The following is a 23,051-nucleotide window of genomic DNA, read 5'->3' as shown; positions in this document are numbered from 1 at the left end:
CGTGAGACAGTTCGGTCCCTATCTGCCGTGGGTGTAGGAGGTTTGAGAGGCTTTGTCCCTAGTACGAGAGGACCGGGATGAACGTACCTCTGGTGGAGCTGTTGTCGCGCCAGCGGCAGTGCAGCATAGCTATGTACGGACGGGATAACCGCTGAAGGCATCTAAGCGGGAAACCCCCCTTAAAACGAGACCTCCCTTGAGGGCCGTGGAAGACGACCACGTCGATAGGCCGGGGGTGCAAGCGCGGCGACGCGTTGAGCCGACCGGTACTAATCGCCCGATTGGCTTGATCGCTCTCGTGATCCGTGTCCGGACTGGTTCGGCAGCCGCAGAGGCTGGCGAAGCCAGAGACGCGGTGACAACAAAGACCCGCAGCGAAGACGCTGCATGCTTGCCGAACCGGACGCCCGCCGTCGCAGCACCCTGCGAAGGCCCAGTCCGAAACCACTTGCGATGCGCCGGTCTGGTGGCCTGAGCGGCGTGCCCAGAACCCGATCCCATCTCGAACTCGGCCGTTAAACACGCCAGCGCCTATGGTACTGTGTCTCAAGACACGGGAGAGTCGGTCGCTGCCAGACCCGCCCATCGCAAGACACGCAATCCCTCGACACGCAACACCGATCCGAAACGCCGACAGGCCGCCCTCACCGAGGGCGGCCTGTCGGCGTTTCGGCGTTGGCGCGCGATCTTCGGCGGCGCCTTACCGCGAAGTCATCTGACCGCGAACATCCCGTAATCGATCGATCGCCATCATCCTCGGACCGCGCGGCCCACAGCCGGCGCGGACGAAGCCGGTGACGGATCTCGTGCCCTCCGAGTCTTCCGTGCGCCGCTTCGGAACGGGCTGAGGACCGCGGCCTCGGCCCGTTCAGGCGAACAGGGGAGGGGAGCGGCTTGACCATGTTGATGGAGATGCGTTCCCCCGACCTGCGCGGCGCGCTATGGAACGGGGCCATGCGACTGCTCATCATCGAGGACGACCGGGAGGCGGCGGCCTATCTCGTCAAGGCTTTCCGCGAAACCGGACACGTGGCCGACAGCGCGCATGACGGCCTCGATGGATACGCGCTCGCCCGTGAGGGCGCGTACGATGTGCTGATCGTCGACCGGATGCTGCCGAAGCTCGACGGTCTGTCGCTGATCCGGTCGCTGCGGGAGCAGAGCGTGGCGACGCCGACCCTGATTCTGTCGGCGCTGGGTCAGGTCGACGACCGGGTGAAGGGCCTGCGCGCCGGCGGCGACGATTACCTACCCAAGCCCTATGCGTTCTCCGAGCTTCTGGCGCGGACCGAGGCGCTGGCCCGCCGGCAGGCCGGCTCGGGCGCCGCCGAGGAGACACGCTACCGGATCGGCGATCTGGAGCTCGACCGGCTGTCGCACCGAGTCACCCGGGCCGGCCGCGAGATCCCGCTGCAGCCCCGCGAGTTCCGCCTCCTCGAATACCTGATGCGGCATGCGGGCCAGGTCGTGACGCGCACGATGCTGCTGGAGCACGTCTGGGACTATCACTTCGATCCGCAGACCAACGTCATCGACGTCCACGTCTCGCGTTTGCGCAGCAAGCTCGACAAGGGTTTTGCCTCGCCGATCATCCACACGGTCCGCGGCGCCGGCTACGTCCTGCGCTTGGACGAGGGTGCGGCGGGGTGAGGGAGTTTTCGGCTGACGCGCTCGCCCCCCGCGAGTCAGCGGCGGCGCGCTTCCAGAAGCTGTTCCGTACCACCGCCTTCAAGCTGTCGCTGGCCTATCTGGCGATCTTCGCCCTCTGCGCCTTCCTGGCGCTCGGCTACGTCGCGTGGAATGCCCGTGCGGTACTCGACGACCAGATCGTCTCGACGATCGATGCCGAGATCAACGGCTTGTCGGAACAGTACAATACCGGCGGCTTGCGGCGGCTGATCACCGTGGTGGAGCGGCGCTCGCGCGAGCCCGGCGCCTCGCTCTACCTCGTGACCACGGCCGGCGGCGACCATGTCGTCGGCAATGTCGGCTACGTACCCGCGGCCGTCCTGGCGACGCCGGGCCAGAGCGAGACGCGCTACGGCCGCAACGAATCCGATGCCGAGATGCATCAGGCGATCGTGCGGGTCTTCACCCTGCCGGGTGGGTTCCGGCTGCTCGTCGGGCGCGACACCGAGGAGCGCGACCGATTACGGGCCGTGATCGGGCGCGCTTTCGTGACCTCGCTCGCGGCCGTCGTGCTCCTCGGCGTGATCGGTGGCTGGCTTGCGGCGAGTCGGGTGCTGCGCCGGGTCGACGCCATGACCCAGACCACCCGCGCGATCATGGCCGGCGATCTCGACGACCGGCTCCATGTCGCGGGGAACGGCGACGAACTCGACCGTCTCGCATCGAGCCTCAACCTGATGCTGGAGCGGATCGGCGAGCTGATGCGCGGCATGCGCGAGGTCTCCGACAACATCGCGCACGATCTGAAAACGCCTCTGACCCGTCTGCGGAACCGCGCCGACGAGGCCCTGCGCCGGGCCTCGACGCCCGACGAGCTGCGCGCTGCGCTGGAAGCCGTGATCGAGGAGGGGGACGGGCTGATTCGGGTGTTCAACGCCCTTCTGATGATCGCGCGTCTCGAGGCGGGGAGCGCGCAGGAGATCCTCGTCCCGTTGGATATCGGCCAAACGGTGCGGAGCGTCGGCGAACTCTACGAGGCGCTTGCCGAGGATCAGGGGCTGACGCTCGCAGTGCGCGCGCAGGACGACCTCATCATCGCGGGCAACCGCGAGCTGATCGGTCAGGCCCTGGCCAATCTCATCGACAACGCCCTGAAATACGGTGCCGAATCCACCGGAACGGAGGCCCGTGTGACGCTGGAGGCGTGGCGCGATGGCGAATCGATCCGTCTCGCCGTCTCCGATCACGGGCCAGGCATCCCCGAGGCGGAGCGGGCTCGCGTGCTCGGCCGCTTCGTGCGTCTCGAGGATGCTCGCTCGCGACCGGGCTTCGGGCTGGGCCTCAGCCTCGTCAACGCCGTGGTCCGCCTGCACCATGGGACCCTGCGGCTCTCCGACAACGATCCCGGTCTGCGGGTCGAGATCAGCTTCCCGGCTTCGGTGCGCCCGCCTCAGGAGATCGCCGGTGACATCCGGCCCGCACCGCTATCCGGCGACCCTGTGCCGGCGTCCCCTTCTCGCGCTAGGTAGGTTGCGACCTGTCCCACCGTGAGCGCGCCGTCGCCCCGTCCGATCGGCAGAGCGCCCGCGTCCCTGGAGGCTCCATGACCCTGAAGATCAAGACCGCCCTCGTCACCGGCTCGACCAGCGGCATCGGACTCGCCATCGCGCGCGCCCTCGCGGCCGAGGGAGCCGATGTCGTGCTCAACGGGTTCGGGGACGCGAACGCCATCGAGGAGGCGCGGGCCGGGATCGAGCGCGCCTACGGGGTGAAAGCCCGCTACTCGGCCGCCGACATGAGCAAGCCCGAGGCGATCACCGCCATGGTGCGCGAGGCGGAAGACGCCTTCGGATCCGTCGATGTGCTGGTCAACAATGCCGGGATCCAGTTCGTCTCGCCGATCGAGGACTTCCCGGCGGAGAAGTGGGAACAGATCATCGCGATCAACCTGTCCTCGGCGTTCCACACGATGCACGCCGTGATTCCCGGGATGAAGGCGCGGGGCTGGGGCCGGATCATCAACACGGCCTCGGCCCACTCGCTGGTGGCCTCGCCGTTCAAATCGGCCTACGTGGCGGCCAAGCACGGGATCGCGGGCCTGAGCAAGACGGCGGCGCTGGAACTCGCGCCCCACAAGATCACGGTCAACTGCATCTCGCCGGGCTATGTCTGGACGCCGCTGGTGGAGTCGCAGATCCCCGACACGATGAAGGCACGCGGGCTCACCAAGGAGCAGGTGATCGAGGAGGTGATGCTGAAGGCGCAGCCGACCAAGGAGTTCGTCACCGTGGATCAGGTCGCGGCGCTGGCGGTGTTCCTGTGCTCCGACGCGGCGAGCCAGATCACCGGCGCGAATATCAGCATGGATGGTGGCTGGACCGCGCAGTAGCGCCTCAAGCCAGCGACCGGCCGTCCAAGCGGGCTGGGTTTGCGAAATGGCCCCGCCCGCTCACGGGCGGGGCCGATTTGTCTCAGCGGCGGCCGTGGACCAGCAGGGCCAGGCCGTAGCCGACCGCGCCCGCGATCAGCAGGGCGACCAGGGGGTTCTCCTCCACTCTGGCGCCGACGGCAGCACGACCGTCGCGCAAGTAGGAACCGCTCCGCTCATAGGCATCGCCCGCCACGTCGCCGGCGCGGTCATACGCGTCGCTGGCATAGTCGCCGGCCCGGTCGGCGATATCACGGGCCTTGTCCTTCACTTGGCCGTAGACGTTCTGGGCCTGGCCCTGGGCCTCGCGGAAACGTCCCTCGACCGAGTCCCGGCTCGAGCCGGCGAAATCGCCGGCCGCGCCCTGAACCTTGCCGACCGCCTCCTTGGCACCGCCGACAATGCGATCCGTATCCACCATGGCACTCTCCTGGACGTGAGCGCGGCGCCGCGACAGGGGCGCCGCTCGTTACGCCGTCGTCCACCGAACGCGCGAGACGGCGTTTGTGCCCCCGATCGCCACGAAATTCTGCGCGTTCACCTGCCTCTGCGGCGGGCGGGACGGGTCAGAGTCCGATCAGCTCGGCAATGGCCGCCGCCCCGGCAGCCGGGGAGGTCTCGCCCCGAGCGACGCCCGCCTCCGCCTCGGCCGTGCGGCGCCGGACCTCCGGGGACCCGACGAGGCGCTGGTGCAGACGCTCGTCCACGAGGGCCCACATCCACTTCACATCCTGGGTCCGGCGCTTCGCCTGAATCTCGCCGGTGGCCGTGAGCTTCTCCCGATGATCGACGATCTTCGCCCACAGCGCGTCGAGACGCAGATTGTGGAAGCCGGAGATCGTCACCACCGGCGGCGTCCAGGTGGCCGAGGCGGGGGTCAGGATGTGCAGCGCCGCCCGGTATTCCGAGGCCGCCGCGTTGGCCCGCTGCTCGGCCTCGCCGGCATCGGCCTTGTTGACCGCGATCATGTCGGCGAGTTCGAGGATGCCCTTCTTGATGCCCTGCAGCTCGTCGCCCGCCCCGGGCAGCATCAGCACGAGGAAGAAGTCGGTGAGGTCGGCCACCGCCGTCTCTGACTGGCCGACACCGACCGTCTCGACGAGGATCACATCGAAGCCCGCGGCCTCGCAGAGCAGCATGGTCTCGCGGGTCTTGGCAGCGACACCGCCGAGCGTGCCGGAGGACGGGGAGGGGCGGATGAAGGCGTTCGGATCGTGGGACAGCCGGGCCATCCGGGTCTTGTCGCCCAGGATCGAGCCGCCGGTCCGAGAGGAGGACGGGTCGACCGCCAGCACCGCCACCTTGTGTCCGGCCTCCGTCAGGTTCGAGCCGAGGGCGTCGATGGTGGTCGACTTGCCGACGCCGGGCACGCCGGTGATCCCGACGCGGATCGCCCGCCCCGTCTCGGGCAGCACCGAATCGATCAGCTCCGCCGCCAGGGCCCGGTGATCGGCGCGTTTGGACTCGGCCAGCGTTATGGCGCGGGCCAGGGCGGCGCGGTCACCGCGCAACAGGCGCTCGCGGAGGCTCTGGATGTCGATGGACGGCGTCATGTGCCCTTCATGGCCGCGGCGATGGCTGCCGTCGAGGGGGAGCGTGCGCCCGCCGGGGGATGGGGCGGCTGTGACCCGCCCACCACAAGGGCGGCCGTGCCCGCTATTCACCCCGCCATGCGGCAATCGTGCCCCGCGATGGTCACGATCCTGGGCGACTGAGGCTACCCCGCCCGAGCGCAACCGGATCATGTCGAGCCAGATCGTCTCACGCCGCGTCCTTCTCCGGTTCGGGGCCCTCGCGGGCGCCGCGGGTCTCGCCCCGTCGCTCGGCGCCTGTGTCACCGACGATCTCGGGACCGGCGCAGCCCTGCCCGAGAAGCAGTCGGCGCTCGACGTCATGCCGGTGCTGCTGGTCGCCACGACCCGCAAGCCCGTGGGCAATACGCCCCGACCGCCATATTTCAGCAGTGATCGCGGCCGCGGCCTGAGCTTCGCCGAGGTGCGCCTGTCGCCGCCCGACCGCTCGCTGCTGGGCAAGGTCTCGTCCGTCATCACCGGCGACTGGACGATCGGCGCGGTTCCGAAATCCGAGTCCGGCCCCGGCGCCGCCGAGGCCTTCGCCCAGGCTGCCCTCGGGCGCGACGTGCTGATCTACGTCCACGGTTATCGCGAATCGTTCGAGTCGGCGGCGGTCAGCGCGGCACGCCTCTCGGACGGAATCCGATTCCGCGGCGTCTCCGGCCTGTTCACGTGGCCGTCGGCGGCGGCGACCCTCGATTACAACTACGATCGCGAGAGCGCCCTCTGGTCGCGCGACGCCTTCGAGGACCTGTTGAAGGCGCTCGCCGCCTCGCCGAGCGGCGGGCGCATCAATATCGTCGCGCACTCGATGGGCACGCTCCTGACCCTCGAGACCCTGCGCATGCTTCGCGCCGAGGCCGGCGAGGCGGCGATGGCGCGGATCGGCGCCGTGGTGCTGGCCGCCCCCGACATCGACTTCGACCTGTTCTCCAACGGCGTCGCCCGTCTCGGACCCGATGTCGCGAAGATCACGGTGATCTCCTCGACCAACGACCGGGCCCTCGAACTCTCCGCCGCGCTGGCAGGGGGCGTGCGGGCGGGCGCGGTCGATCGTGCCAAGCTCGAGGCGCTCGGCGTGCGCGTCGCCGACGCCTCCGATTACGGAGGCGGCCTGATCAACCACGACCTGTTCCTCTCGAATCCGGACGTGCAGGGGGTGGTCAAGCGCGCCATCGCCCGCGGCGCCGGGGTGTAGGCGAGCGGCGCGGCGCTCACCCCATCCGGGTCGCCATGCTCTGTGGCGGCAGGGGTTCCTCGGGCAGAAGCGCTGTCTCCTCGGAGGGATCGCGCTGGTCGACGCGGTCGGCCCAGACCCGGAAGCCGACGAGGGGATTGGGTCCGAACGTGTGGGTCAGCGGCACGTCCGCAGCGTCGCGCCCGTAGGCCACCATCACCCGGCCGATCCGCGGACTGTTGTTGCGCGGATCGAAGACATGCCATCCGCCGCCAAGATAGACCTCCATCCAGGCCGCGAAATCACCGGTGGGGTGCGGCTCGGGCTCGCCGATGAAGCTGATGTAGCCGGTGCAGTAGCGGGTCGGGACGTTGAGGGCGCGACAGAACGCGACCGCCAGATGGGTGAAGTCCCGACAGACGCCGCGCCCGCCCGCATACGCGTCCATGGCCGTGCGATCGCGATGGGCGAACTCGTAGCCGAACGCGATATGGGCATGCACGAAGTCGCAGACCGCCTGCACCCGGGCCCAGCCGGGCGCGACGTGGCCGAACAGCCGCCAGGCTTCATCGGCCAGCAGATCCGATTCGCAGTAGCGGCTCGGGAGCAGGAAGACGATCGCCTCGGCCGGGAGCGTCTCGATGGCGTGCTGCTCGGCTTCCGGATGCACCGGATCGGGCGCGCCGCCGTCGCGGATCACCGCGTCGGTCCCGATGGTGAAGTTGCCGGCGGGCGCAGTCAGGCGGCCGCACAGGTTGCCGAAACCGTCGCGATAGATCTCCACCGGGACGGGCGGTTCGGTGTGGAGCGTGTCGGGCGCTTCGAGCGCATCGTCCCTGGAGGGATGCACGTTGAGCATCACCACCATGGGCACCGGATAGGGGAAGGCGTAGCGCATCTCGCAGCCGAGCCTGATCCGCATGCGCGGGTGATCCTTCCTGTCTGGTGATGCGCCTGTCGCGGTGCGGGCAGGATCCGTGCCGCGCCGAATCGCGCGAGTGGGGCTCCGACGGGCTTGGCGGCCGTCCGCTTCACCCCTACAGCATCCCCGCGCGGCGCTCATGCCCACCCGGCGGAACCAAGGGGGTTCTTCCCGGGGCAGCGCGTCGCACCCGTGGGCCAGCCCGCTGACCGGGCGCGCCCGAGGACGGTTACGAGAGGGATGCCGGCCATGTTCACGCTCGAGATCGACGGCACCGCCGTTGCGGTGATCAACAGCGACGAGGCGTCCGCCAAGGACCTCTTCACCTGTGACGGCTTCAAGGAAGACATCCGGACGATGACCACCGGCGGAAAGCCGCTCTGGAACGGCACGTCGGCGCTCAAGGTCCGGGCAGCCACCGAGGACGAGGTCGAGATCTTCGAAGACGCCCTGGCGGAGGACGACGGCGAGGGTGATTTCGTCGACGATGCGCGTCACCCCGACACGGATTCCGATGACGAGGACGAAGCCGACATCGTCTTTCTGGTGGATATCGACGAGGACGAGGATGAAGCCGACGCCTGAGCGCGGCTGAACCCGAGCGCCTCCCGGGCGGTTTCCGATCCGATCTGAATCGAATCCCGGGAGGACGGAATGGCTGACAGCAGGCGGATCGTTGACGCGCTCGTGCGTTCCAGGCGGGGCGGCATCGCCGCCAGTGCCGCCCTGGGCGGCTTGGCGCTGATCGGCGGCCTCGCCTACCGGGCGCTGCGCGGCGCGCCGCCGCCGGAGACCGGCGGCCCGGACTTCACGAAAGTCGACGAGGACGAGGCTCGGCTGATGCTGCGGACCATGGTGGCGGCTACGACGGCGGACGGGATGGTCGACGCCGCCGAGCGCAAGCGTCTCGATGCGGCTGTGGCGGAGGCGGGGCTCGATCCCGACGGACGCGCTTGGCTCGATCGCGAACTCGCAAGCCCCGCCGATATCGACGAGATCGCCGAACGGGTCGCCGATCCCGATGCGGCGGCGCGGATCTTCGCGGCGGCGCGACTCGCCATCGATCCCGACACGCTCCAGGAGCGCCAGTTCCTGAAGATGCTGGCCGAAGCCCTCGATTTGCCCGTCGAGGCGGTTGAACGGGTCGAGCGCGACATAGCGGCCTGACCGGCAACCCCTCCGTTCCGCGGACCTCCCATCGCGGCCGAGCTTCGTGCTACGCTTCCCGGAAGCGACGGGTCGGGGCGGCCCGGTCGCGGGAGGACGGGACATTTCATGTCGGGATTGTCAGTGCCTGTCCTCGGGCGCGGCCGGTGGAGAGCCGGCGCGCTGGTCGCCGCCATGCTGATCGCCGGCGGATCCGCCCGCGCGGCCGAACCGGCGGCCGGGCCCCTGACCATCGCCGAGCAGGGCAGCTTCTTTGTCGGTGGCCGCGACGTCCAGTCCGACACGCTGTCGACGCTGCCGGCCTATGCCCCTTCGGGCACGATCAGCGTCGACCAGATCTATGTCCGGTATCAGATCCCGGTGAGTTCCGGACGGCCGCCGCTCGTCCTGATCCACGGCTGCTGCCTCACCGGCAAGACCTGGGAGACGACACCGGACGGGCGGATGGGCTGGGACGAGTATTTCGTCCGCCGCGGCTTCCCGACCTACGTGATCGATCAGGCCTGGCGCGGCCGCTCAGCGGCGAGCCCGGCTCAGATCAACGCCGTGAAGACGGGGCGGGCCGAGCCGAACGCGCTCCCGCCGGTCTTCTCGGCCGGGCGGGAGCCGGCCTGGGCGATCTTCCGCTTCGGGCCCGACTATCCGAAGGTGTACCCGGGCATGCAGTTCCCCCTAGAGGCCCAGGGCGAGTTCTGGAAGCAGATGGTCCCGGACTGGTCGGCCGCCCTGCCGGTCCCGAACCCGACCGTGCCGGCCTTGTCTGAACTGGCCAAGAGGCTCAAGGGCGCGGTGCTGATCTCGCACTCGCAATCGGGGATCTACCCCTTCCAGACTGCCGCCCTCGACCGGACCGGCATCCGTGCCCTCGTGGCCATCGAGCCGGCCGCGTGCCCGGATCCCGCGAAGGACGACCTCGCGCCCTACCGGGATCTGCCGATCCTCGTCCTGTTCGGCGATTACGTCGACGCCTCGCCCCGCTGGGCGCCGCGGCTCAAGCAGTGCCGCAGCTTCGTCGCGGCTGCCAACGCCGCGGGAGGGAAGGCGGAACTGATCCTGCTGCCGGAGATCGGCATCCATGGCAATTCGCACATGCTGATGCAGGACAAGAACAGCCTCGACATCGCCGATTGGCTGGTCGGATGGATCGACAAGCGGGCGCCCGGGAAGTCGTGAGGCGGACAGGTCAGATCTCCGCTTGATCCCCCGCGCTGCCCCATCCTGAGGTGCCCGTGTCAGCGGACCTCGCAGGAGAGGGTGCCAGGGATCACGGCGGCGTCTGGAGGTCTCGTTCGAGGCCTTCGCTGCGCTCCGGCCCCTCGGGATGAGGGCGCGGACGGGATGGCCGACTCCGGAGATCTCAGCCCGGCTTGCGTTCGCCGAGGAACGTGCCCATCCGCTCCAGCGCCCGCCGGATGTTCTCTGCCGAATTGGCGTAGGAGAGGCGGAGGTAGCCCTCGCCGTGGACGCCGAAATCCGGGCCGCCGATCACCGCCACGCCCGAATCCTCCAGAAGGGCCGAGGCCAGCGCCTTCGCCTTCCAGCCGGTCCGGGAGATGTTCGGGAAGGCGTAGAACGCGCCCTTGGGCGCGATGCAGGAGACGCCCGGCAGGCCGTTCAGCCCGTCGACCACGATCGCCCGGCGCCGGTCGAACTCGGCGACCATCTCGGCGACGCAATCCTGCGGTCCGTCGAGCGCCGCGATGCCGGCCCACTGGGTCGCCGCGTTGACGCAGGAATGCGCGTTGACCGCGAGCTTGCGCGCCGCGTCGTAGAGCGGCTTCGGCCAGACCGACCAGCCGAGCCGCCACCCGGTCATCGCGTAGGTCTTGGAGGCGCCGTCGAGATAGACCAGCCGGTCGCGGATCTCGGGATATTTCAACAGCGAGTGATGGGTCTCGCCGTCATACGTCATCGTGCCGTAGATCTCGTCCGACAGCACCGCCACGTCCGGATGCTCGGCCAGTCCCTTCACCAAGGCGTCGATCTCGGCCTCAGGCGTCACGCCGCCGGTGGGGTTGGCAGGCGAATTCACGATCAGCAGCCGGGTCTTCGGCGTGATCAGCGCCAGGGTCTCGGCCGCCGAGAAGGCGAAGCCGTTCTCCTCGCGGATCGGCACCGGGATCGGCGTCGCGCCCGTGAATTCGATCATCGAGCGGTAGATCGGGAAGCCGGGGTCCGGATACAGGATCTCCATCCCGGGCGCGCCGAACATCAGGATCGCCATGAACATGGTGACCTTGCCGCCGGGCACGATCATCACGGAATCCGGCGAGACCTCGACGCCGTGGCGGCGGTGGATGTCGCGGGCCACCGCTTCGCGGAGCGGCGGGATCCCCACCGCCGGCGTGTAGCCGTGGTGGCCGTCGCGCAGGGCCTTGATACCCGCCTCGACCACGTGGGCGGGCGTCGGCATGTCCGGCTGGCCGATGCCGAGATTGATCACGTCCCGCCCCTGCGCGGCGAGGGCCTGGGCCCGCGCCAGAACCGCGAAGGCGTTCTCCTCGCCGATGCGCGAGAAGGCCGGGACCACGTGCAGCATCGCGCCCTCCGGGCGGTGAGTTCTCAGTGCTTGGACCGCTCGGAGAGCTTCATCGCGCCGAACGACATCGCCACGGCGATCGCGCCCAGGATCACGAAGGTCTTCACGGAGGCGTAGAACAGGTCCGGATTGATGCCCTCATCCGTGTAGAGCACGAGCCCGATGGCCGCGAGCGGCAGCGAGATAAGGGCGAAGAGTGGGACGAGCGGGTTCATGTTCGGCACTCGGGATCCGGCGCGCGGCTGACCGCGGCCCTGGGAAAGCGCCCCTGCATATCACCGTGCTGCGAAGGTTGGGACCCCGCAAGCTGCAGTTTTTCGCCGGCTCGCCCGGACGCTCATGGATGCGCAATCATTTCGCGCAACAGTGGCGTCTCCGGGAGGGCGGACACGTATGCGTTGGGCATCGGTCGATTCGAAAGGCAAGGGGGCGGGGAGCTCGGGCCCCAGCTCCTCCAGCGTCGACACGCTGGCGCTCCATATCGGGCGGCTGCTGCGACATCCCGCCTACCGGCGCGAGGCGGTCGTCAGCCCGCTCCTGCTGCGACACCTGCCGTACGAGGCCGGCTACGCCTGGAACGGCGAGGCCGGGCTGCGCACGCGGCTGGCGGGCGCCGCCCTCGACGAGGCGAGCATCGATCACCTCATCCGGAACGTGCAGAACGAGTTCCTGCGCCTGCGCCGACCCGCCGATACCTGATCGCTCAGGCCGGAACCCGGACGGTGGCCCGCAATCCGCCCAGGGGACTGTCGTGCAGGGTGATGTCGCCGCCATGGGCGCGGGCGATGTCCCGGGCGATCGACAGGCCTAGCCCGGAGCCGCCGGCATCCTGGCGGGCATCGTCGAGCCGCACGAACGGCTTGAACACGTCCTCGCGGCTCTCCGCCGGGATGCCGGGCCCGTCGTCGTCGATCGAGACGAGGAAGGTCCGGGCCTCCAGCCGGCCGGAGATCGCCACCGTCTCGCCGTAGCGGACGGCGTTGGCCGCGAGATTGAACAGGCAGCGCCGGAAGGCGCCCGGCCGGACCGTCACCTCCGCTGCGCCGGCGAGATCCACTGCGGAGACATGGGCTCCCAGGCGCTCGATGTCGGTCCTCAGATCCTCCAGCAGGGCGCGCATGTCCGTGGGTGTCGCGGGCTCGGCCGAATCGCCGCGCGCGAAGGCAAGGTAGCCCTCCAGCATCCGGCTCATCTCATCGACGTCACGGCTCAGATCCTCGATCTCGCTGGTCTGCTCGATCAGGGCCAGGGACAGGCGGAAGCGGGTGAGGATGGTGCGCAGGTCGTGGCTGACGCCGTTCAGCATCGTGGTGCGCTGTTCCATCGCCCGCTCGATGCGCCGCTTCATCTCGATGAAGGCGTGCCCGGCCTGGCGCACCTCCCGGGCGCCGCGCGGCCGGAACTCGATCTCGCGGCCTTTGCCGAACCCTTCCGCCACGGCGGCGAGCCGGAGAATCGGCTTGATCTGGTTGCGCAGGAACAGGATCGCGACGCCGAGGAGCACCAACGACGAGCCGATCATCCAGACGAGGAAGATGTGCGAGTTCGACGCGTAGGCCTGGCTGCGCCGTGCGGTGATGCGCATCACCCCGTCGGGGATCGCCACGCGGATCTCGATCAGGTTCGAGCGGCCGACTGTGTCGATCCAGAACGGCCGGCGGATCTGGCGCTTGATCTCGTCCGAGAGCGCCTCGTCGAGAATCGAGAAGAACGGTCGCGGGCCCGGCGCCGGCAACTTGGCGCCCTTGAGGATGTCGAGATCGAGGTTCAGGCGCTCGCCGGCGATGCGCGCGAGCGTGTCGGCATCCTTGTCCTGCGGGTAGCTCTCGTAGATGTCGATCAGGGCGGCGACGTCCGACGTCACCGCCGCCGAAAGGCGCTTGGTCACGAGCTGCCAGTGCCGCTCCATGAAGGTGTAGGCGATCACAGACTGAAGCAGGACGACAGGCGCGATGATGATGATCAGCGAGCGCGCATAGAGACCCTTCGGCAGCACGTCGCCGATCGCCCGGCTGAGGCGCTTCCACAGGCGGCGCGGCGCGGAACGCGGCGGCGGATCTTTGCGGAGTGCCCGGGCGAGCGCGGGATCCGGGGCATTCATGGGATCACGCGCCCGCGCCGGGGCCATCGGGAGGAATGGGCACCGGTTTCCGTGAAACGTCCGGTCCGAACCCTCATCCGGGGACGCGGCCCGAGGTGCGGCGCAGCCGCCTCGACGAAGGCCTCCAGGAATCGCGCGGCTGGCTGGAGGGCTCCTTCGAGGCTTCCGCTGCGCTCCGGCACCTCAGGGTGAGGGCGAGGGTTGGATGGGCCGACCACGTCTCAGGACACCGACTCCGCGAAGGAACGAGGCCCGTAGAGTATTGACGCGCGCGCTCTTCCGCCATCGTTTCCTGACGTGGCGGCACGGATCGACGACGCCCCGCCTACCTTGCACCACGCCGCCCCGGCCATACCTGTGGGGAGCGGGGGGCGCCCGCCGGCCGAAAGTCCACGAGGCCATGCTCAGCACCGATACCGACATCCTCTCCGCCGCCCAATCCTGGCGGCGCGACGGCCGCGCCGTGGCGCTTGCCACCGTGATCGAGACCTGGGGCTCGGCCCCGCGGCCCGTGGGCAGCCACCTCGTGGTGGACGGAGACGGCAATTTCCTGGGCTCCGTCTCGGGGGGCTGCGTCGAGGGCGCCGTGATCACCGAGGCGATCGAGGTGATCGAGGCCGGCGCGCCGCGCGTCCTCGAATTCGGCGTCGCGGACGAAACCGCGTGGCGCGCCGGCCTGTCCTGCGGCGGCCGGATCCGGGTCTTCGTCGAGCGGCTCGACTGATGCGCAGCGATATCCTGGCGGCTCTGAACGACGAGCGGGCTGCGCGCCGCGCCGCGATCCTCGTCACCGACATTGCCGATGGTGCGCAGCGTCTCGTTCGCGAGGCGGAGATCGCCGCCGATCCCCTCGCCGCCGTGCTGGCGAAGCATCTCGCCTCCGGCAAGAGCGGCCTCGTCGAGGCGGACGGGCGGACGCTGTTCCTGACCGTGCAGGTGCCGCCGGTGCGGCTCGTCGTGGTCGGCGCCGTTCACATCTCGCAGGCCATGGCGCCGATGGCGACGGGGCTCGACCTCGCGCTCACGGTGATCGACCCCCGTACCGCCTTCGCGACGCAAGAGCGCTTCCCGGGCGTCGCGCTGGTCGCCGAATGGCCGGACGCCGCCTTCGGGACCACCGTGCCTGTGCTCGACCGCTACTGCGCGCTGGCCGCCCTGACCCACGATCCCAAGATCGACGATCCCGCGCTGAAGGCGGCCCTGGCGGCCGAGTGCTTCTACGTGGGCGCCCTCGGCTCGCGGAAGACCCACGCGTCGCGCGTCGCGCGGCTCACCGAGGCCGGGTTCTCGCCCGCGCAGATCGGCCGGATCCACGCGCCGATCGGCCTGCCCATCGGGGCGGTGAGCCCAGCCGAGATCGCCCTCTCGGTGCTCGCCGAAATCGTCGCCTGCCTGCGCCGGGTACCGCGTCCGGAGGTCGCGTGAGGTTCGGCCCGGTCCCGGTCGCGGCGGCGGCGGGGCTGATCAGCGCGCATACGGTGCGACGGGCGGACATAACCCTGCGGAAGGGCGCGGTGATCGGCGAAGCAGTCGCCGCCGGTCTGGCGCAAGCCGGGGTGTCGGAGATCGTGGCGGCCGCGCTCGAGGCGGGCGATGTCGGCGAGGATGCCGCCGCCGCGCGTCTCGCCGACCGTCTCCGCGGGCCGAACCTGCGCGTCGAGGCCCCCTTCACCGGCCGCTGCAACCTGTTTGCGGAGGCGGCCGGGGTGCTCACCCTGGATCCGGCCCGGATCGACGCGGTCAACGCGGTCAGCGAGGCAGTGACGGTGGCGACGCTCCCGCGCTTCCGGCCGGTTGTCGAGGGCGAGATGGTCGCCACCGTCAAGATCATCCCCTACGCGGTGCCGGGCGCCGTGCTGGCCCATGCCTGTGCGGCGGCCGAGGACGGCGCCCTCGCGGTGGCGCCCTATCGCCGTCGCCGGGTGGGAGTCGTCTCGACACGCCTGCCGAGCCTCAAGGAGGGCACGATCGACAAGACCCTCCGGGTTCTGTCCGACCGTCTCGCACCCACGGGCGCCGCGATCGTCGCCGAAACCCGGGTGGCCCATGCCGACGAGGCCGTGGCCGCTTCCCTGGCAGCGATGATCAATGACGCCGGGGCGGATCTCGTGGTGGTGTTCGGCGCCTCGGCGATCGCCGACCGGCGTGACGTCATCCCGGCCGGCATCGAGGCGGCCGGGGGGCGTGTCGCGCATCTCGGGATGCCGGTCGACCCGGGCAACCTGCTCCTTGTCGGCGCGTGCGGCGACGTGCCGGTGATCGGCGCCCCGGGCTGCGCCCGCTCGCCCAAGGAGAACGGCTTTGACTGGATCCTGCACCGGCTTCTGGCGGACCTGACCGTGACCCGGGCCGATATCGTCGCGCTCGGTGTCGGCGGCCTGCTGATGGAGATCGTCTCGCGCCCGCAGCCCCGCGCCGGTGGCGCGACTGCGTCGGATGAGTGAACATGTCCGAGATCGGTACGATCCTGCTCGCCGCGGGCCTCGGCAGCCGGTTCGGACCCGAGCCGAAGCTGCTCGCGCGTCTCGACGGCAAACCCCTGGTGCGTCACGCCGCGGAGGCCGCCCTGGGCGCCCGTCCCCGCCCGGTGGTCGCCGTGCTCGGCGCACACGCGGAGGCGGTCCGCGGCGCACTGGTGGGTCTGGACCTGACCCGCGTGGACAATCCCGACTTCCGCGCCGGCCTCGCGACCTCGCTGCGCGCCGGCCTCGCGGCGCTGCCCACATCCTGTACGGCCGCCGTCATCGTGCTGGGGGACATGCCGCGGGTCACCGCCGCACATATCGACCGTCTCGCCGACGCCTTCGCGGTCGCCGCCGAGGCCCCGGCGGCCGTGGTGCCGGTGCAGGAGGGCCGACGCGGCAATCCCGTCCTGCTCAACCTGCGGCGGCTGGGCGCGGAGATCGCCCGCCTCGCCGGCGATCACGGTGCCGGGCCGCTTCTCAGGGGCCGAACGGACGTGCTGGAGATCGCAGGTGATCCGGCGACCGCCCTCGACATCGACACGCCGGACAGGCTGGCCGCGCTGCACAGCGATCCGGCCTGATCCGTCGCCCGTTTCGATGGGATCGCGTGACCGCCGCTCGTCCATGCGCGGAGAGACACGAACCCAAGGCAAGGCGCGATCGAGGGCCCTCGCGCTGTCTGGAATGCGTCGCTGCGCCCGCGGGGTTGGAGGGTCCGCCTTCGGGTGATCAGCCGCGCCCGCGCGCCGACTTCGCCTCGGCGCGGCACCGATCCGAGCAGTAGCGGACCTCGTCCCAGGCGCGCTCCCACTTCTTGCGCCACGCGAACGGGCGGCCGCACTGGGCGCAGAGCTTCTCCGGCAGATCGCCCTTCCGGCGCATCGGCGGCATTCTCGATCCTCTCGACCCTATCCCGGGCGGCGGCCGTTACCTCTGCTGGCCCCCCGGCCCGGACGCGCATCCAGAAGGTGCGCCAAGCCGAGCATGACCGCGATCCCGCCGACATTGACGGCGATCTGCAGCGGCCAGATGGGGTCGAAGGTCCGATAGAGGATGCGGCCGATGAGCGCCGCCAGGCAGCCGGCGGCGAAGATCTCCAGCGAGTGCCGGCCGCAGGCATCGATCAGGCTCAGCCGCCGCCACCGGCTGACGCGCTGAACGGCGGGCATGCTGAACATCAGGTAGGCCAGCGCCAGCATGTTGATCAGCCGCAGGGGGCCGACATGGCTCTTGTCGGGCGCGCCGATCGCGAGCGGCCGCAGGTCCGGCAGCCCCCATTCCGCCCAGGATCCGCCCTGGAGGAAAGCGAAGGCGAGATAGGAAAGGGCTGCGGCCACGGCCCAGTCGCGCCGCGGCAGCAATCCGTCATGGGCGCGGACCGTGACCGCGAGCGCCGCGCCGATCACGAACAGGAACTGCCACGCGAAGGGATTGAAGTACCAGCCGTCGTCCACCGCCGCGGCGTTCGGCAGGTTCAACTGATGATCGACGTTGGCGGCGAGCCACAGGGCGCCCGACAGGCCGAGCACACCCCAGATCCCGCGTCGCATCCCGAAATAGACCAGTGGGAACAGCGCCAGGAGCAGGATGTAGAGCGGCAGGATATCGAGGTAGTTCGGGAGCGCGTTCAGCGCGAGGCCGCGCATCAGACCCGGCAGCAGACCCATCTCGAGCAGGGGCGCGACGCCGAATCGCGGCGTCAGTCCGGTGAGGTCCATCCAGATCCGGACGATGACCAGGGTCGCGAGCAGCAGCCCGGCTTGGAACAGGTAGATGCGCAGGCAGCGCTTGGCGATACGCGCCAGCGTCGTCCGGATGCCCGCCCGCCGAAACAGCCCGCCATAGGCGATCATCGACGAGTAGCCGGCCAGCAGCACGAAGATCTCGGCCGCGTCCGAGAATCCGAAATTGTGCAGGGTCAGGAGGGCCGGCGCATTGCGCGGGATGTGATCGATGAAGATCGTAAGCAGGGCGAGGCCGCGCACCACGTCGACCCGCGCGTCGCGGGTGGCCTTCCCGGGTCTCGCGCCGCCGGGCGAAACGGGAGGCGCTGCCGGTTTCGCGGCGGCGGGCGGTTCGAGATCGTCGATCTGCGTCACTCAGCCCATCACCGTGGCACTCTCCGGTCGGAGGGGAGCGGCCTGGGCCGCGACGGAACAATAGCGCGCCCGCGCGCCCCCGCGTCCGGAGACCCCGCCGATCACGCGCCTTTGTTCGGCTGTACCTATCGGCGCGGCCGAGCCGATGATCCATCTGCTGCGTAGGTCCGCGGACTGGCCGACCTCTCGCATCGGGACCGAGCCCGGTATAGACGCGACCGATGATTCCGGCTTACGGCGCCCGCGCTGGGACAGGCCGTATCGCAGGGTCCGAGGCAGGGTTGAGGGCAAGGGGCATGCGCGTCCTCGTCACCGGAGCGGGAGACTATCTCGGCCGTCGCCTGCTCGCCGCGTTGCGGCGGGACCTTCCTCCGGACAGTCGCATCCTCGGCCTGGACCGGAGCCCGCAGCCGCCCCTCGACGGCGTGACGCTGAAAGCCGTCGACCCTTTCGACGCCGGCGACCTCGCCGAAACGGTCGCCGGCTTCGATCCGACCTTCGTGTTCCATCTCGCGGCTCTGGCCTCGGTCGCCCAATCGAGCGAGACGCCCTCCTTTGCCTGGCGGGCGGAACTGCTCGGAACCCTGAACCTCGCGGAGGCGGTGGCGAGGACCCGCGCGTCCCTGGTGTTCCTCAGCTCGACCGTCGTCTACGGCGAGGCGTTCCGCGACGGGTCGCGCCCGGACGAGAGCGTCACGCCGCGCCCCGACACCATTTCGGGCCGGACCAAGAACGCCTGCGAGTACATACTCCGCGACGTCCTGGCGAATGCCCGCGTCAAGCATCTGGTGCTGCGGCCGTCGAACTATATCGGCCCGGGTCAGAGTGAGACCTTCGTGGTCGCTTCCTTTGCCGGTCAGATCGCCCGGATCGAGCGGGGGCTGGTGCCTCCGAGCCTGGAAGTGGGCGACCTCTCGGCCGGTCGCGACTTCTTCGACGTGGACGATTTCACCGCGGCATGCCTGCGGGTGATCGCGCGGATCGACGATCTCCCGGACGGCGGCATCTTCAATGTGGGATCGGGTATCGTCACGCCGGTCTCCGACATCCTGGACACGCTGCGCGGCATGACGGATTCGCGGTTCGACCTGCACGTCGCGCCCGGGCGGGTCCGGCCGGCGGGCGTGCGCAGCGAGGGCTGCGACCCCGCGGCCTTCACGGTCGCCACCGGATGGGCCCCGGTCATCCCGCTCGCGCAGAGCCTGTCGACGATCCTGGCGGAGGCCCGGACGCGCCTCCGCTGATCCGTCGCCCGGCGGGCTTGCGCCTGTCAGACAGGTTCCAGGTCCCGGGATCGCCCATGGCGCCCCGGAACGCCGGCCGTTCTCAGCGCGAGAACCGCTTGTACTTGATCTTCTTCGGCATGATCGAATCCGCCCCGAGCCGGCGCACCTTGTCGGCCTCGTAGTCGGAGAAGTTGCCCTCGAACCACTCCACGTGGCTGTCGCCCTCGAAGGCCAGGATATGCGTGGCGATGCGGTTCAGGAACCAGCGATCGTGGCTGATGATCACCGCGCAGCCGGCGTAATCCTCCAGCGCATCCTCGAGGGCGCGCAGGGTCTCCATGTCGAGGTCGTTGGTCGGCTCGTCGAGGAGCAGCACGTTGGCGCCGCCCTTGAGCGTCCGGGCGAGGTGCACCCGGTTGCGCTCGCCGCCCGAGAGGGTGCCGACCTTCTTCTGCTGATCGGGCCCCTTGAACGCGAAGGCCGCGCAATAGGCGCGCGAATTGATCTCGCGCTTGTTGAAATAGATGATGTCGTTGCCGCCCGAGACCTCCTGCCAGACCGTAGCGTTCGGATCGAGGGCGTCGCGCGACTGATCGACGTAGCCGAGCTTCACGGTCTCGCCGACCTCGATCTTGCCGCTGTCGGGCTTCTCCTGGCCGGTGATCATCTTGAACAGCGTGGTCTTGCCGGCGCCGTTCGGGCCGATGACCCCGACGATGCCGCCGGGCGGCAGCTTGAACGACAGGTCCTCGATCAGCAGCCGGTCGCCGAACGCCTTGCTGAGGTGCTCGAACTCGATGACGTTGTTGCCGAGCCGCTCGTCGATCGGGATGACGATCTGCGCGGAGGCATCGACCTTCTGCGCCTGCTTGGCGACCAGTTCCTCGTAGCGGGTGATGCGCGCCTTGGACTTGGACTGGCGGGCCTTCGGCGAGGCGGCGATCCACTCCTGCTCGCGGGCGATGGAGCGCTGGCGGACCATGTCCTCGCGGCCCTCCTGCTCCAGGCGCTTCTGCTTCTGGACCAGCCAGGCCGAGTAATTGCCCTCGTACGGGATGCCCTTGCCGCGATCGAGTTCCAGGATCCAGCTCGTGACGTTGTCGAGGAAGTAGCGGTCGTGGGTCACGATCAGGATCGCGCCCGGATACTGGCGCAGGTGACCCTCCAGCCAGTTCACCGTCTCCGCGTCGAGGTGGTTGGTCGGCTCGTCGAGGAGCAGCAGCTCCGGCTCCCACAGGAGCAGGCGACACAGGGCGATGCGGCGGCGCTCGCCGCCCGACAGGGTTGCGACCGGCTGCTCGTCGCTCGGACAGCCCAGGGCCTCCATGGCCTGGTCGACCTTCGAATCGAGTTCCCAGAGGCCCAGAGACTCGATCCGGTCCTGGAGCTCGGTCATCTCGTCGGCCGTCTCCTCCGAGTAGTTCATGGCGAGCTCGTTGTAGCGGTCGAGCATGGCCTGCTTCTCGGCGACGCCCTCCATCACGTTCTCGCGGACGGACTTGTTCGGATCGAGCTGGGGCTCCTGCGGCAGGTAGCCGACCCGCGCACCCTGCGCGACCCAGCCGTCGCCGGTGAATTCCTTGTCGATGCCGGCCATGATCTTCAGCAGCGTCGACTTGCCGGAGCCGTTGATGCCCAGGACGCCGATCTTGGCGTCGGGGTAGAAGGACAGGTTGACGCTATCCAGGACCTTCTTGCCGCCGGTATAGGCCTTGGTCAGGCCACGCATGTGGTAGATGAATTCGCGAGCCATCGCGGAACGTCCTCGGCGCGTTGTTGGGGCTGCGCGGATCGTGCCAGCGGCACGGGGCAGGCACGGGCCCTCTGCACCCGTCCTGGACGCGCGTCCCTACGATATAGGAATGACCCTTTCCGAGTATCAGGCCCGCCGGGACGCGGCAAGGACGGCCCGGCCGTCGCCAGGCACCCGGTTCGTCACGCGAAGGGGTTCCTGACCGATTCGGGCTGCACGTCCGGCGCCTCGGCCAACACCTCGGGCAGGTCGGCCGCCTCCAGGGCCTTCACGATCGCGTCCAGCGTCTGCCGCAGCAGGCGGGCCTGTTCCAGGCCGATCCTGTCCCGGGTGAGGTCCAGCGACCCGTGCAGGGCGATCCGGTCCGTGCCGTTCTCGAAGCACAAGGTGCCGATGGTCCGCGCGCCAGCATCGTCCGCGAAGGGCGTGAAGGGTTTCGGATCCCCGGACGTGCTCCCGGAGGCGCGATGCTTGTCCTTGGACATGGGTCCTCTCAGAAGAACGAACGCAACAGATCGCGCAGGAATTTCCGCGCCGCTCGGGCAAGCTCGCGCTCCAGCCAGTCCTGCCAGTTCTGCTCGTGACGGGGCCGGCGCTCGTCCGCGCGCGCGGAGGCTTGGGGATCCGGCAGGCTCATCGCATGGGCGCGGGTCGCCGGCGGAAGGCCGGGAAAGACGTCGATACCGGCTTCCCGGCGCAGGTCGTCGATCGAGAGCGCGCGCCAATCCTTCGAATCGTCGTTCCTGGCGAGGTACGCCCCGGCCTCGCCGCTCGCCGGATCGTAGACGGCCTTGAACAGGTGCGTCGGGACGAGCACGCCGCCCTTGATCTGCTGCACCGCGTCGCCGGAGAAGATCACCCCGGTGACGACGAAGAGCGCGCCGCGTCGGCTCGTCAGGCGCCGGGTACCCTCCTCGATATCGGCCCAGAGGCCGCGGTTCAGGACGCGGTTCTGCGGCACGATATTGGCGAGGCTGAACGACTCGGCCTGGGCGCTCATCGTTGGCATGTCGCCGGCGGGTGCCAGATGGCCGCGATCGAACCCGCTGCGGACGTAATCCTCCAGCGACGCCCGCTGATCCTCGGGCAGGCGCGCCTCTTCGTGGAAGGAATCGTCGCGCGCCACCGCGCGGGCCGCGGCGACGCTGGCACGGGTGAGGTGCTCGGCGGCGTAGAGCGGCGTGCGGGTCAGGCCGGAATGCAGCACCGCGAAGGCCTCGAAGCAGAGCGGCGTCGCGCGCACCGCGAGCTTCGGGTTCGTGAGGACCGGCGTCCGTCCGTCCGCGAACAGGCTCGGACAGGCGTCATCGGCGTGGACTGGACCCGAGCCGAGTGCCAGGAACAGGGCCGCGGCGAGGCGCCCCGGGGCGCGCATCACCAGCATACGCGGACCCGGCGCGTCCCCTCCGGAGTCGGGCGGTCCCGCCACGCACAGGGGCGGCCGAGGTTGCCGCCGAACGGGCGGATATCGCGATCCGGCCCGCCCGGGGCGGTCCGCGCCGGGCAATCGCCCAGGAAGTTACAGAGGAAGTCCAGATTGCCGTCCAGCGGCCGCGGCGCGGCGTAAGCTTGGCTGGTTCCCGTAATCGCGAGCGTGAGCAGGATTGTGCACAGACGAGCCGGATTCAAAGGCGAACCTCTTGTGGCGATAAGGGCACGTGATTGAAAAAAACGTCGGCCCGACATTGATCGCGCCGCAGTTCATCCGTAACTGGCACTATCATGACAGCGGCGGACGGGCGGGTTCTAGCATGAACGCGTGCCCCCGGTGTGCTGGCGTCGCGGTTGCCGAGGGCCCGTGACGGAGCCGTCGCCATACTCGAACGAACGGATGCGAGCATTGGCACTCTCTCCTGAGCAATCGGCGTTGCTGGACCGTGTCCCGTCTCCTGCGGCGTTGCGGCGTCTTCCGGAGTCGGAGCTTCAGGCGGTTGCGGATGCGGTGCGCGCCGAGATGATCGACGCGGTGTC

Annotated in this window: 24 protein-coding genes and 2 rRNA genes; 15 read left to right on the top strand and 11 right to left on the bottom strand. The window is 69.6% G+C overall.

The genetic code is table 11. The features are described from left to right. The 5 genes from BLT59_RS29060 to BLT59_RS29040 form a co-directional block, all read left to right on the top strand. A 23S ribosomal RNA gene (locus BLT59_RS29060) occupies window positions 1-294 on the top strand; the annotation flags it as partial. 168 nt (window positions 295-462) lie between these two features. Next, window positions 463-578, top strand: a 5S ribosomal RNA gene (rrf, locus tag BLT59_RS29055). A 376-nt stretch (window positions 579-954) separates the two neighbouring features. Next, window positions 955-1,650: a response regulator transcription factor gene (locus BLT59_RS29050; protein ID WP_091789349.1), complete on the top strand. Its 696-nt coding sequence runs from the start codon at window positions 955-957 to the stop codon at window positions 1,648-1,650. Next, a complete protein-coding gene (locus BLT59_RS29045) occupies window positions 1,647-3,158 on the top strand; it encodes a sensor histidine kinase (RefSeq protein ID WP_091789342.1) in 1,512 nt (503 codons plus the stop codon). The genes BLT59_RS29050 and BLT59_RS29045 overlap by 4 nt, the downstream gene beginning before the upstream one ends. A gap of 74 nt (window positions 3,159-3,232) precedes the next feature. Beyond that, complete coding sequence (locus BLT59_RS29040; protein ID WP_091789339.1) at window positions 3,233-4,018, top strand: 3-hydroxybutyrate dehydrogenase; 786 nt, start codon at window positions 3,233-3,235, stop codon at window positions 4,016-4,018. 82 nt (window positions 4,019-4,100) lie between these two features. On the opposite strand, the gene BLT59_RS29035 is transcribed toward BLT59_RS29040, so the two are convergent. Further along, on the bottom strand, window positions 4,101-4,478 hold the full coding sequence (locus tag BLT59_RS29035) for a CsbD family protein (RefSeq protein WP_091789336.1): 378 nt from the start codon (window positions 4,476-4,478) through the stop codon (window positions 4,101-4,103). A 145-nt stretch (window positions 4,479-4,623) separates the two neighbouring features. Further along, entirely contained in the window at window positions 4,624-5,610 is a 987-nt protein-coding gene (meaB, locus tag BLT59_RS29030; RefSeq protein WP_091789333.1) for a methylmalonyl Co-A mutase-associated GTPase MeaB, read from the bottom strand. Window positions 5,611-5,800: 190 nt separating this feature from the next. Here meaB and BLT59_RS29025 point away from each other — a divergent pair, with 190 nt between their 5' ends. Further along, on the top strand, window positions 5,801-6,829 hold the full coding sequence (locus tag BLT59_RS29025; protein ID WP_091789330.1) for an alpha/beta hydrolase: 1,029 nt from the start codon (window positions 5,801-5,803) through the stop codon (window positions 6,827-6,829). Between the two features lie 16 nt (window positions 6,830-6,845). Here the strand turns inward: BLT59_RS29025 and BLT59_RS29020 are convergent, their stop codons facing one another. After that, window positions 6,846-7,730, bottom strand: coding sequence for a transglutaminase-like domain-containing protein (locus BLT59_RS29020; RefSeq protein ID WP_091789327.1), 885 nt, complete (start codon window positions 7,728-7,730; stop codon window positions 6,846-6,848). A 249-nt stretch (window positions 7,731-7,979) separates the two neighbouring features. On the opposite strand from BLT59_RS29020, the gene BLT59_RS29015 reads away from it, so the two are divergent. The 3 genes from BLT59_RS29015 (at window position 7,980) to BLT59_RS29005 (ending at window position 10,070) form a co-directional block, all read left to right on the top strand. Next, a complete protein-coding gene (locus BLT59_RS29015) occupies window positions 7,980-8,315 on the top strand; it encodes a hypothetical protein (RefSeq protein ID WP_091789323.1) in 336 nt (111 codons plus the stop codon). Between the two features lie 69 nt (window positions 8,316-8,384). Beyond that, complete coding sequence (locus BLT59_RS29010) at window positions 8,385-8,897, top strand: DUF533 domain-containing protein (protein WP_091789320.1); 513 nt, start codon at window positions 8,385-8,387, stop codon at window positions 8,895-8,897. Between the two features lie 108 nt (window positions 8,898-9,005). Continuing rightward, on the top strand, window positions 9,006-10,070 hold the full coding sequence (locus BLT59_RS29005) for an alpha/beta hydrolase family protein (RefSeq protein WP_091789317.1): 1,065 nt from the start codon (window positions 9,006-9,008) through the stop codon (window positions 10,068-10,070). 184 nt (window positions 10,071-10,254) lie between these two features. Here the strand turns inward: BLT59_RS29005 and BLT59_RS29000 are convergent, their stop codons facing one another. Together BLT59_RS29000 and BLT59_RS28995 are read right to left on the bottom strand one after the other, a co-directional pair. Then, entirely contained in the window at window positions 10,255-11,436 is a 1,182-nt protein-coding gene (locus BLT59_RS29000; RefSeq protein ID WP_091789314.1) for a pyridoxal phosphate-dependent aminotransferase, read from the bottom strand. A gap of 23 nt (window positions 11,437-11,459) precedes the next feature. Continuing rightward, complete coding sequence (locus BLT59_RS28995) at window positions 11,460-11,651, bottom strand: hypothetical protein (RefSeq protein WP_012320413.1); 192 nt, start codon at window positions 11,649-11,651, stop codon at window positions 11,460-11,462. Window positions 11,652-11,829: 178 nt separating this feature from the next. Here BLT59_RS28995 and BLT59_RS28990 point away from each other — a divergent pair, with 178 nt between their 5' ends. After that, window positions 11,830-12,135 (top strand): hypothetical protein, encoded by a 306-nt coding sequence (locus tag BLT59_RS28990; protein ID WP_091789311.1) that lies wholly within the window; start codon window positions 11,830-11,832, stop codon window positions 12,133-12,135. A gap of 4 nt (window positions 12,136-12,139) precedes the next feature. On the opposite strand, the gene BLT59_RS28985 is transcribed toward BLT59_RS28990, so the two are convergent. Beyond that, the gene (locus tag BLT59_RS28985; protein WP_091789347.1) at window positions 12,140-13,537 is read right to left on the bottom strand and encodes an ATP-binding protein; all 1,398 of its coding nucleotides are present in this window, start codon (window positions 13,535-13,537) and stop codon (window positions 12,140-12,142) included. Window positions 13,538-13,937: 400 nt separating this feature from the next. On the opposite strand from BLT59_RS28985, the gene BLT59_RS28975 reads away from it, so the two are divergent. From BLT59_RS28975 to BLT59_RS28960, 4 genes are read left to right on the top strand one after another with little or no spacing between them, the layout of a single operon-like run. Further along, a complete protein-coding gene (locus BLT59_RS28975; RefSeq protein ID WP_091789306.1) occupies window positions 13,938-14,261 on the top strand; it encodes an XdhC family protein in 324 nt (107 codons plus the stop codon). Beyond that, window positions 14,261-14,962: an XdhC family protein gene (locus BLT59_RS28970; RefSeq protein WP_091789301.1), complete on the top strand. Its 702-nt coding sequence runs from the start codon at window positions 14,261-14,263 to the stop codon at window positions 14,960-14,962. Before BLT59_RS28975 ends, BLT59_RS28970 begins: the two co-directional genes overlap by 1 nt. Further along, entirely contained in the window at window positions 14,959-15,981 is a 1,023-nt protein-coding gene (locus BLT59_RS28965) for a molybdopterin-binding protein (protein ID WP_091789298.1), read from the top strand. Before BLT59_RS28970 ends, BLT59_RS28965 begins: the two co-directional genes overlap by 4 nt. Window positions 15,982-15,983: 2 nt before the next feature. Then, window positions 15,984-16,583, top strand: coding sequence for a nucleotidyltransferase family protein (locus BLT59_RS28960; RefSeq protein WP_175544168.1), 600 nt, complete (start codon window positions 15,984-15,986; stop codon window positions 16,581-16,583). Window positions 16,584-16,731: 148 nt separating this feature from the next. On the opposite strand, the gene BLT59_RS28955 is transcribed toward BLT59_RS28960, so the two are convergent. Both BLT59_RS28955 and BLT59_RS28950 read right to left on the bottom strand, forming a co-directional pair. Further along, window positions 16,732-16,893 carry a DUF2256 domain-containing protein gene (locus BLT59_RS28955; RefSeq protein WP_175544167.1) on the bottom strand — a complete coding sequence of 54 codons (162 nt, stop codon included), beginning with the start codon at window positions 16,891-16,893 and terminating at the stop codon, window positions 16,732-16,734. Between the two features lie 17 nt (window positions 16,894-16,910). Further along, on the bottom strand, window positions 16,911-18,101 hold the full coding sequence (locus tag BLT59_RS28950) for an OpgC family protein (RefSeq protein WP_091789293.1): 1,191 nt from the start codon (window positions 18,099-18,101) through the stop codon (window positions 16,911-16,913). Between the two features lie 296 nt (window positions 18,102-18,397). On the opposite strand from BLT59_RS28950, the gene BLT59_RS28945 reads away from it, so the two are divergent. After that, on the top strand, window positions 18,398-19,345 hold the full coding sequence (locus BLT59_RS28945; protein ID WP_091789290.1) for an NAD-dependent epimerase/dehydratase family protein: 948 nt from the start codon (window positions 18,398-18,400) through the stop codon (window positions 19,343-19,345). A gap of 82 nt (window positions 19,346-19,427) precedes the next feature. On the opposite strand, the gene ettA is transcribed toward BLT59_RS28945, so the two are convergent. The 3 genes from ettA to BLT59_RS28930 all read right to left on the bottom strand — a co-directional run bounded on the left by ettA (window position 19,428) and on the right by BLT59_RS28930 (window position 22,464). Next, window positions 19,428-21,080 (bottom strand): energy-dependent translational throttle protein EttA, encoded by a 1,653-nt coding sequence (ettA, locus tag BLT59_RS28940; RefSeq protein WP_091789287.1) that lies wholly within the window; start codon window positions 21,078-21,080, stop codon window positions 19,428-19,430. A gap of 182 nt (window positions 21,081-21,262) precedes the next feature. After that, a complete protein-coding gene (locus BLT59_RS28935; RefSeq protein WP_091789283.1) occupies window positions 21,263-21,565 on the bottom strand; it encodes a hypothetical protein in 303 nt (100 codons plus the stop codon). Between the two features lie 8 nt (window positions 21,566-21,573). Further along, complete coding sequence (locus BLT59_RS28930) at window positions 21,574-22,464, bottom strand: DNA/RNA non-specific endonuclease (protein WP_091789280.1); 891 nt, start codon at window positions 22,462-22,464, stop codon at window positions 21,574-21,576. Between the last annotated feature and the right edge of the window lie 587 nt (window positions 22,465-23,051).

The sequence above is a fragment of the Methylobacterium sp. UNC378MF genome (assembly GCF_900103195.1).
In the GTDB taxonomy this organism is placed as follows: Bacteria; Pseudomonadota; Alphaproteobacteria; order Rhizobiales; family Beijerinckiaceae; genus Methylobacterium.
The sequence above is the reverse complement of the archived record's forward strand: the minus strand, read 5'-3'. Positions and strand labels throughout refer to the sequence as shown.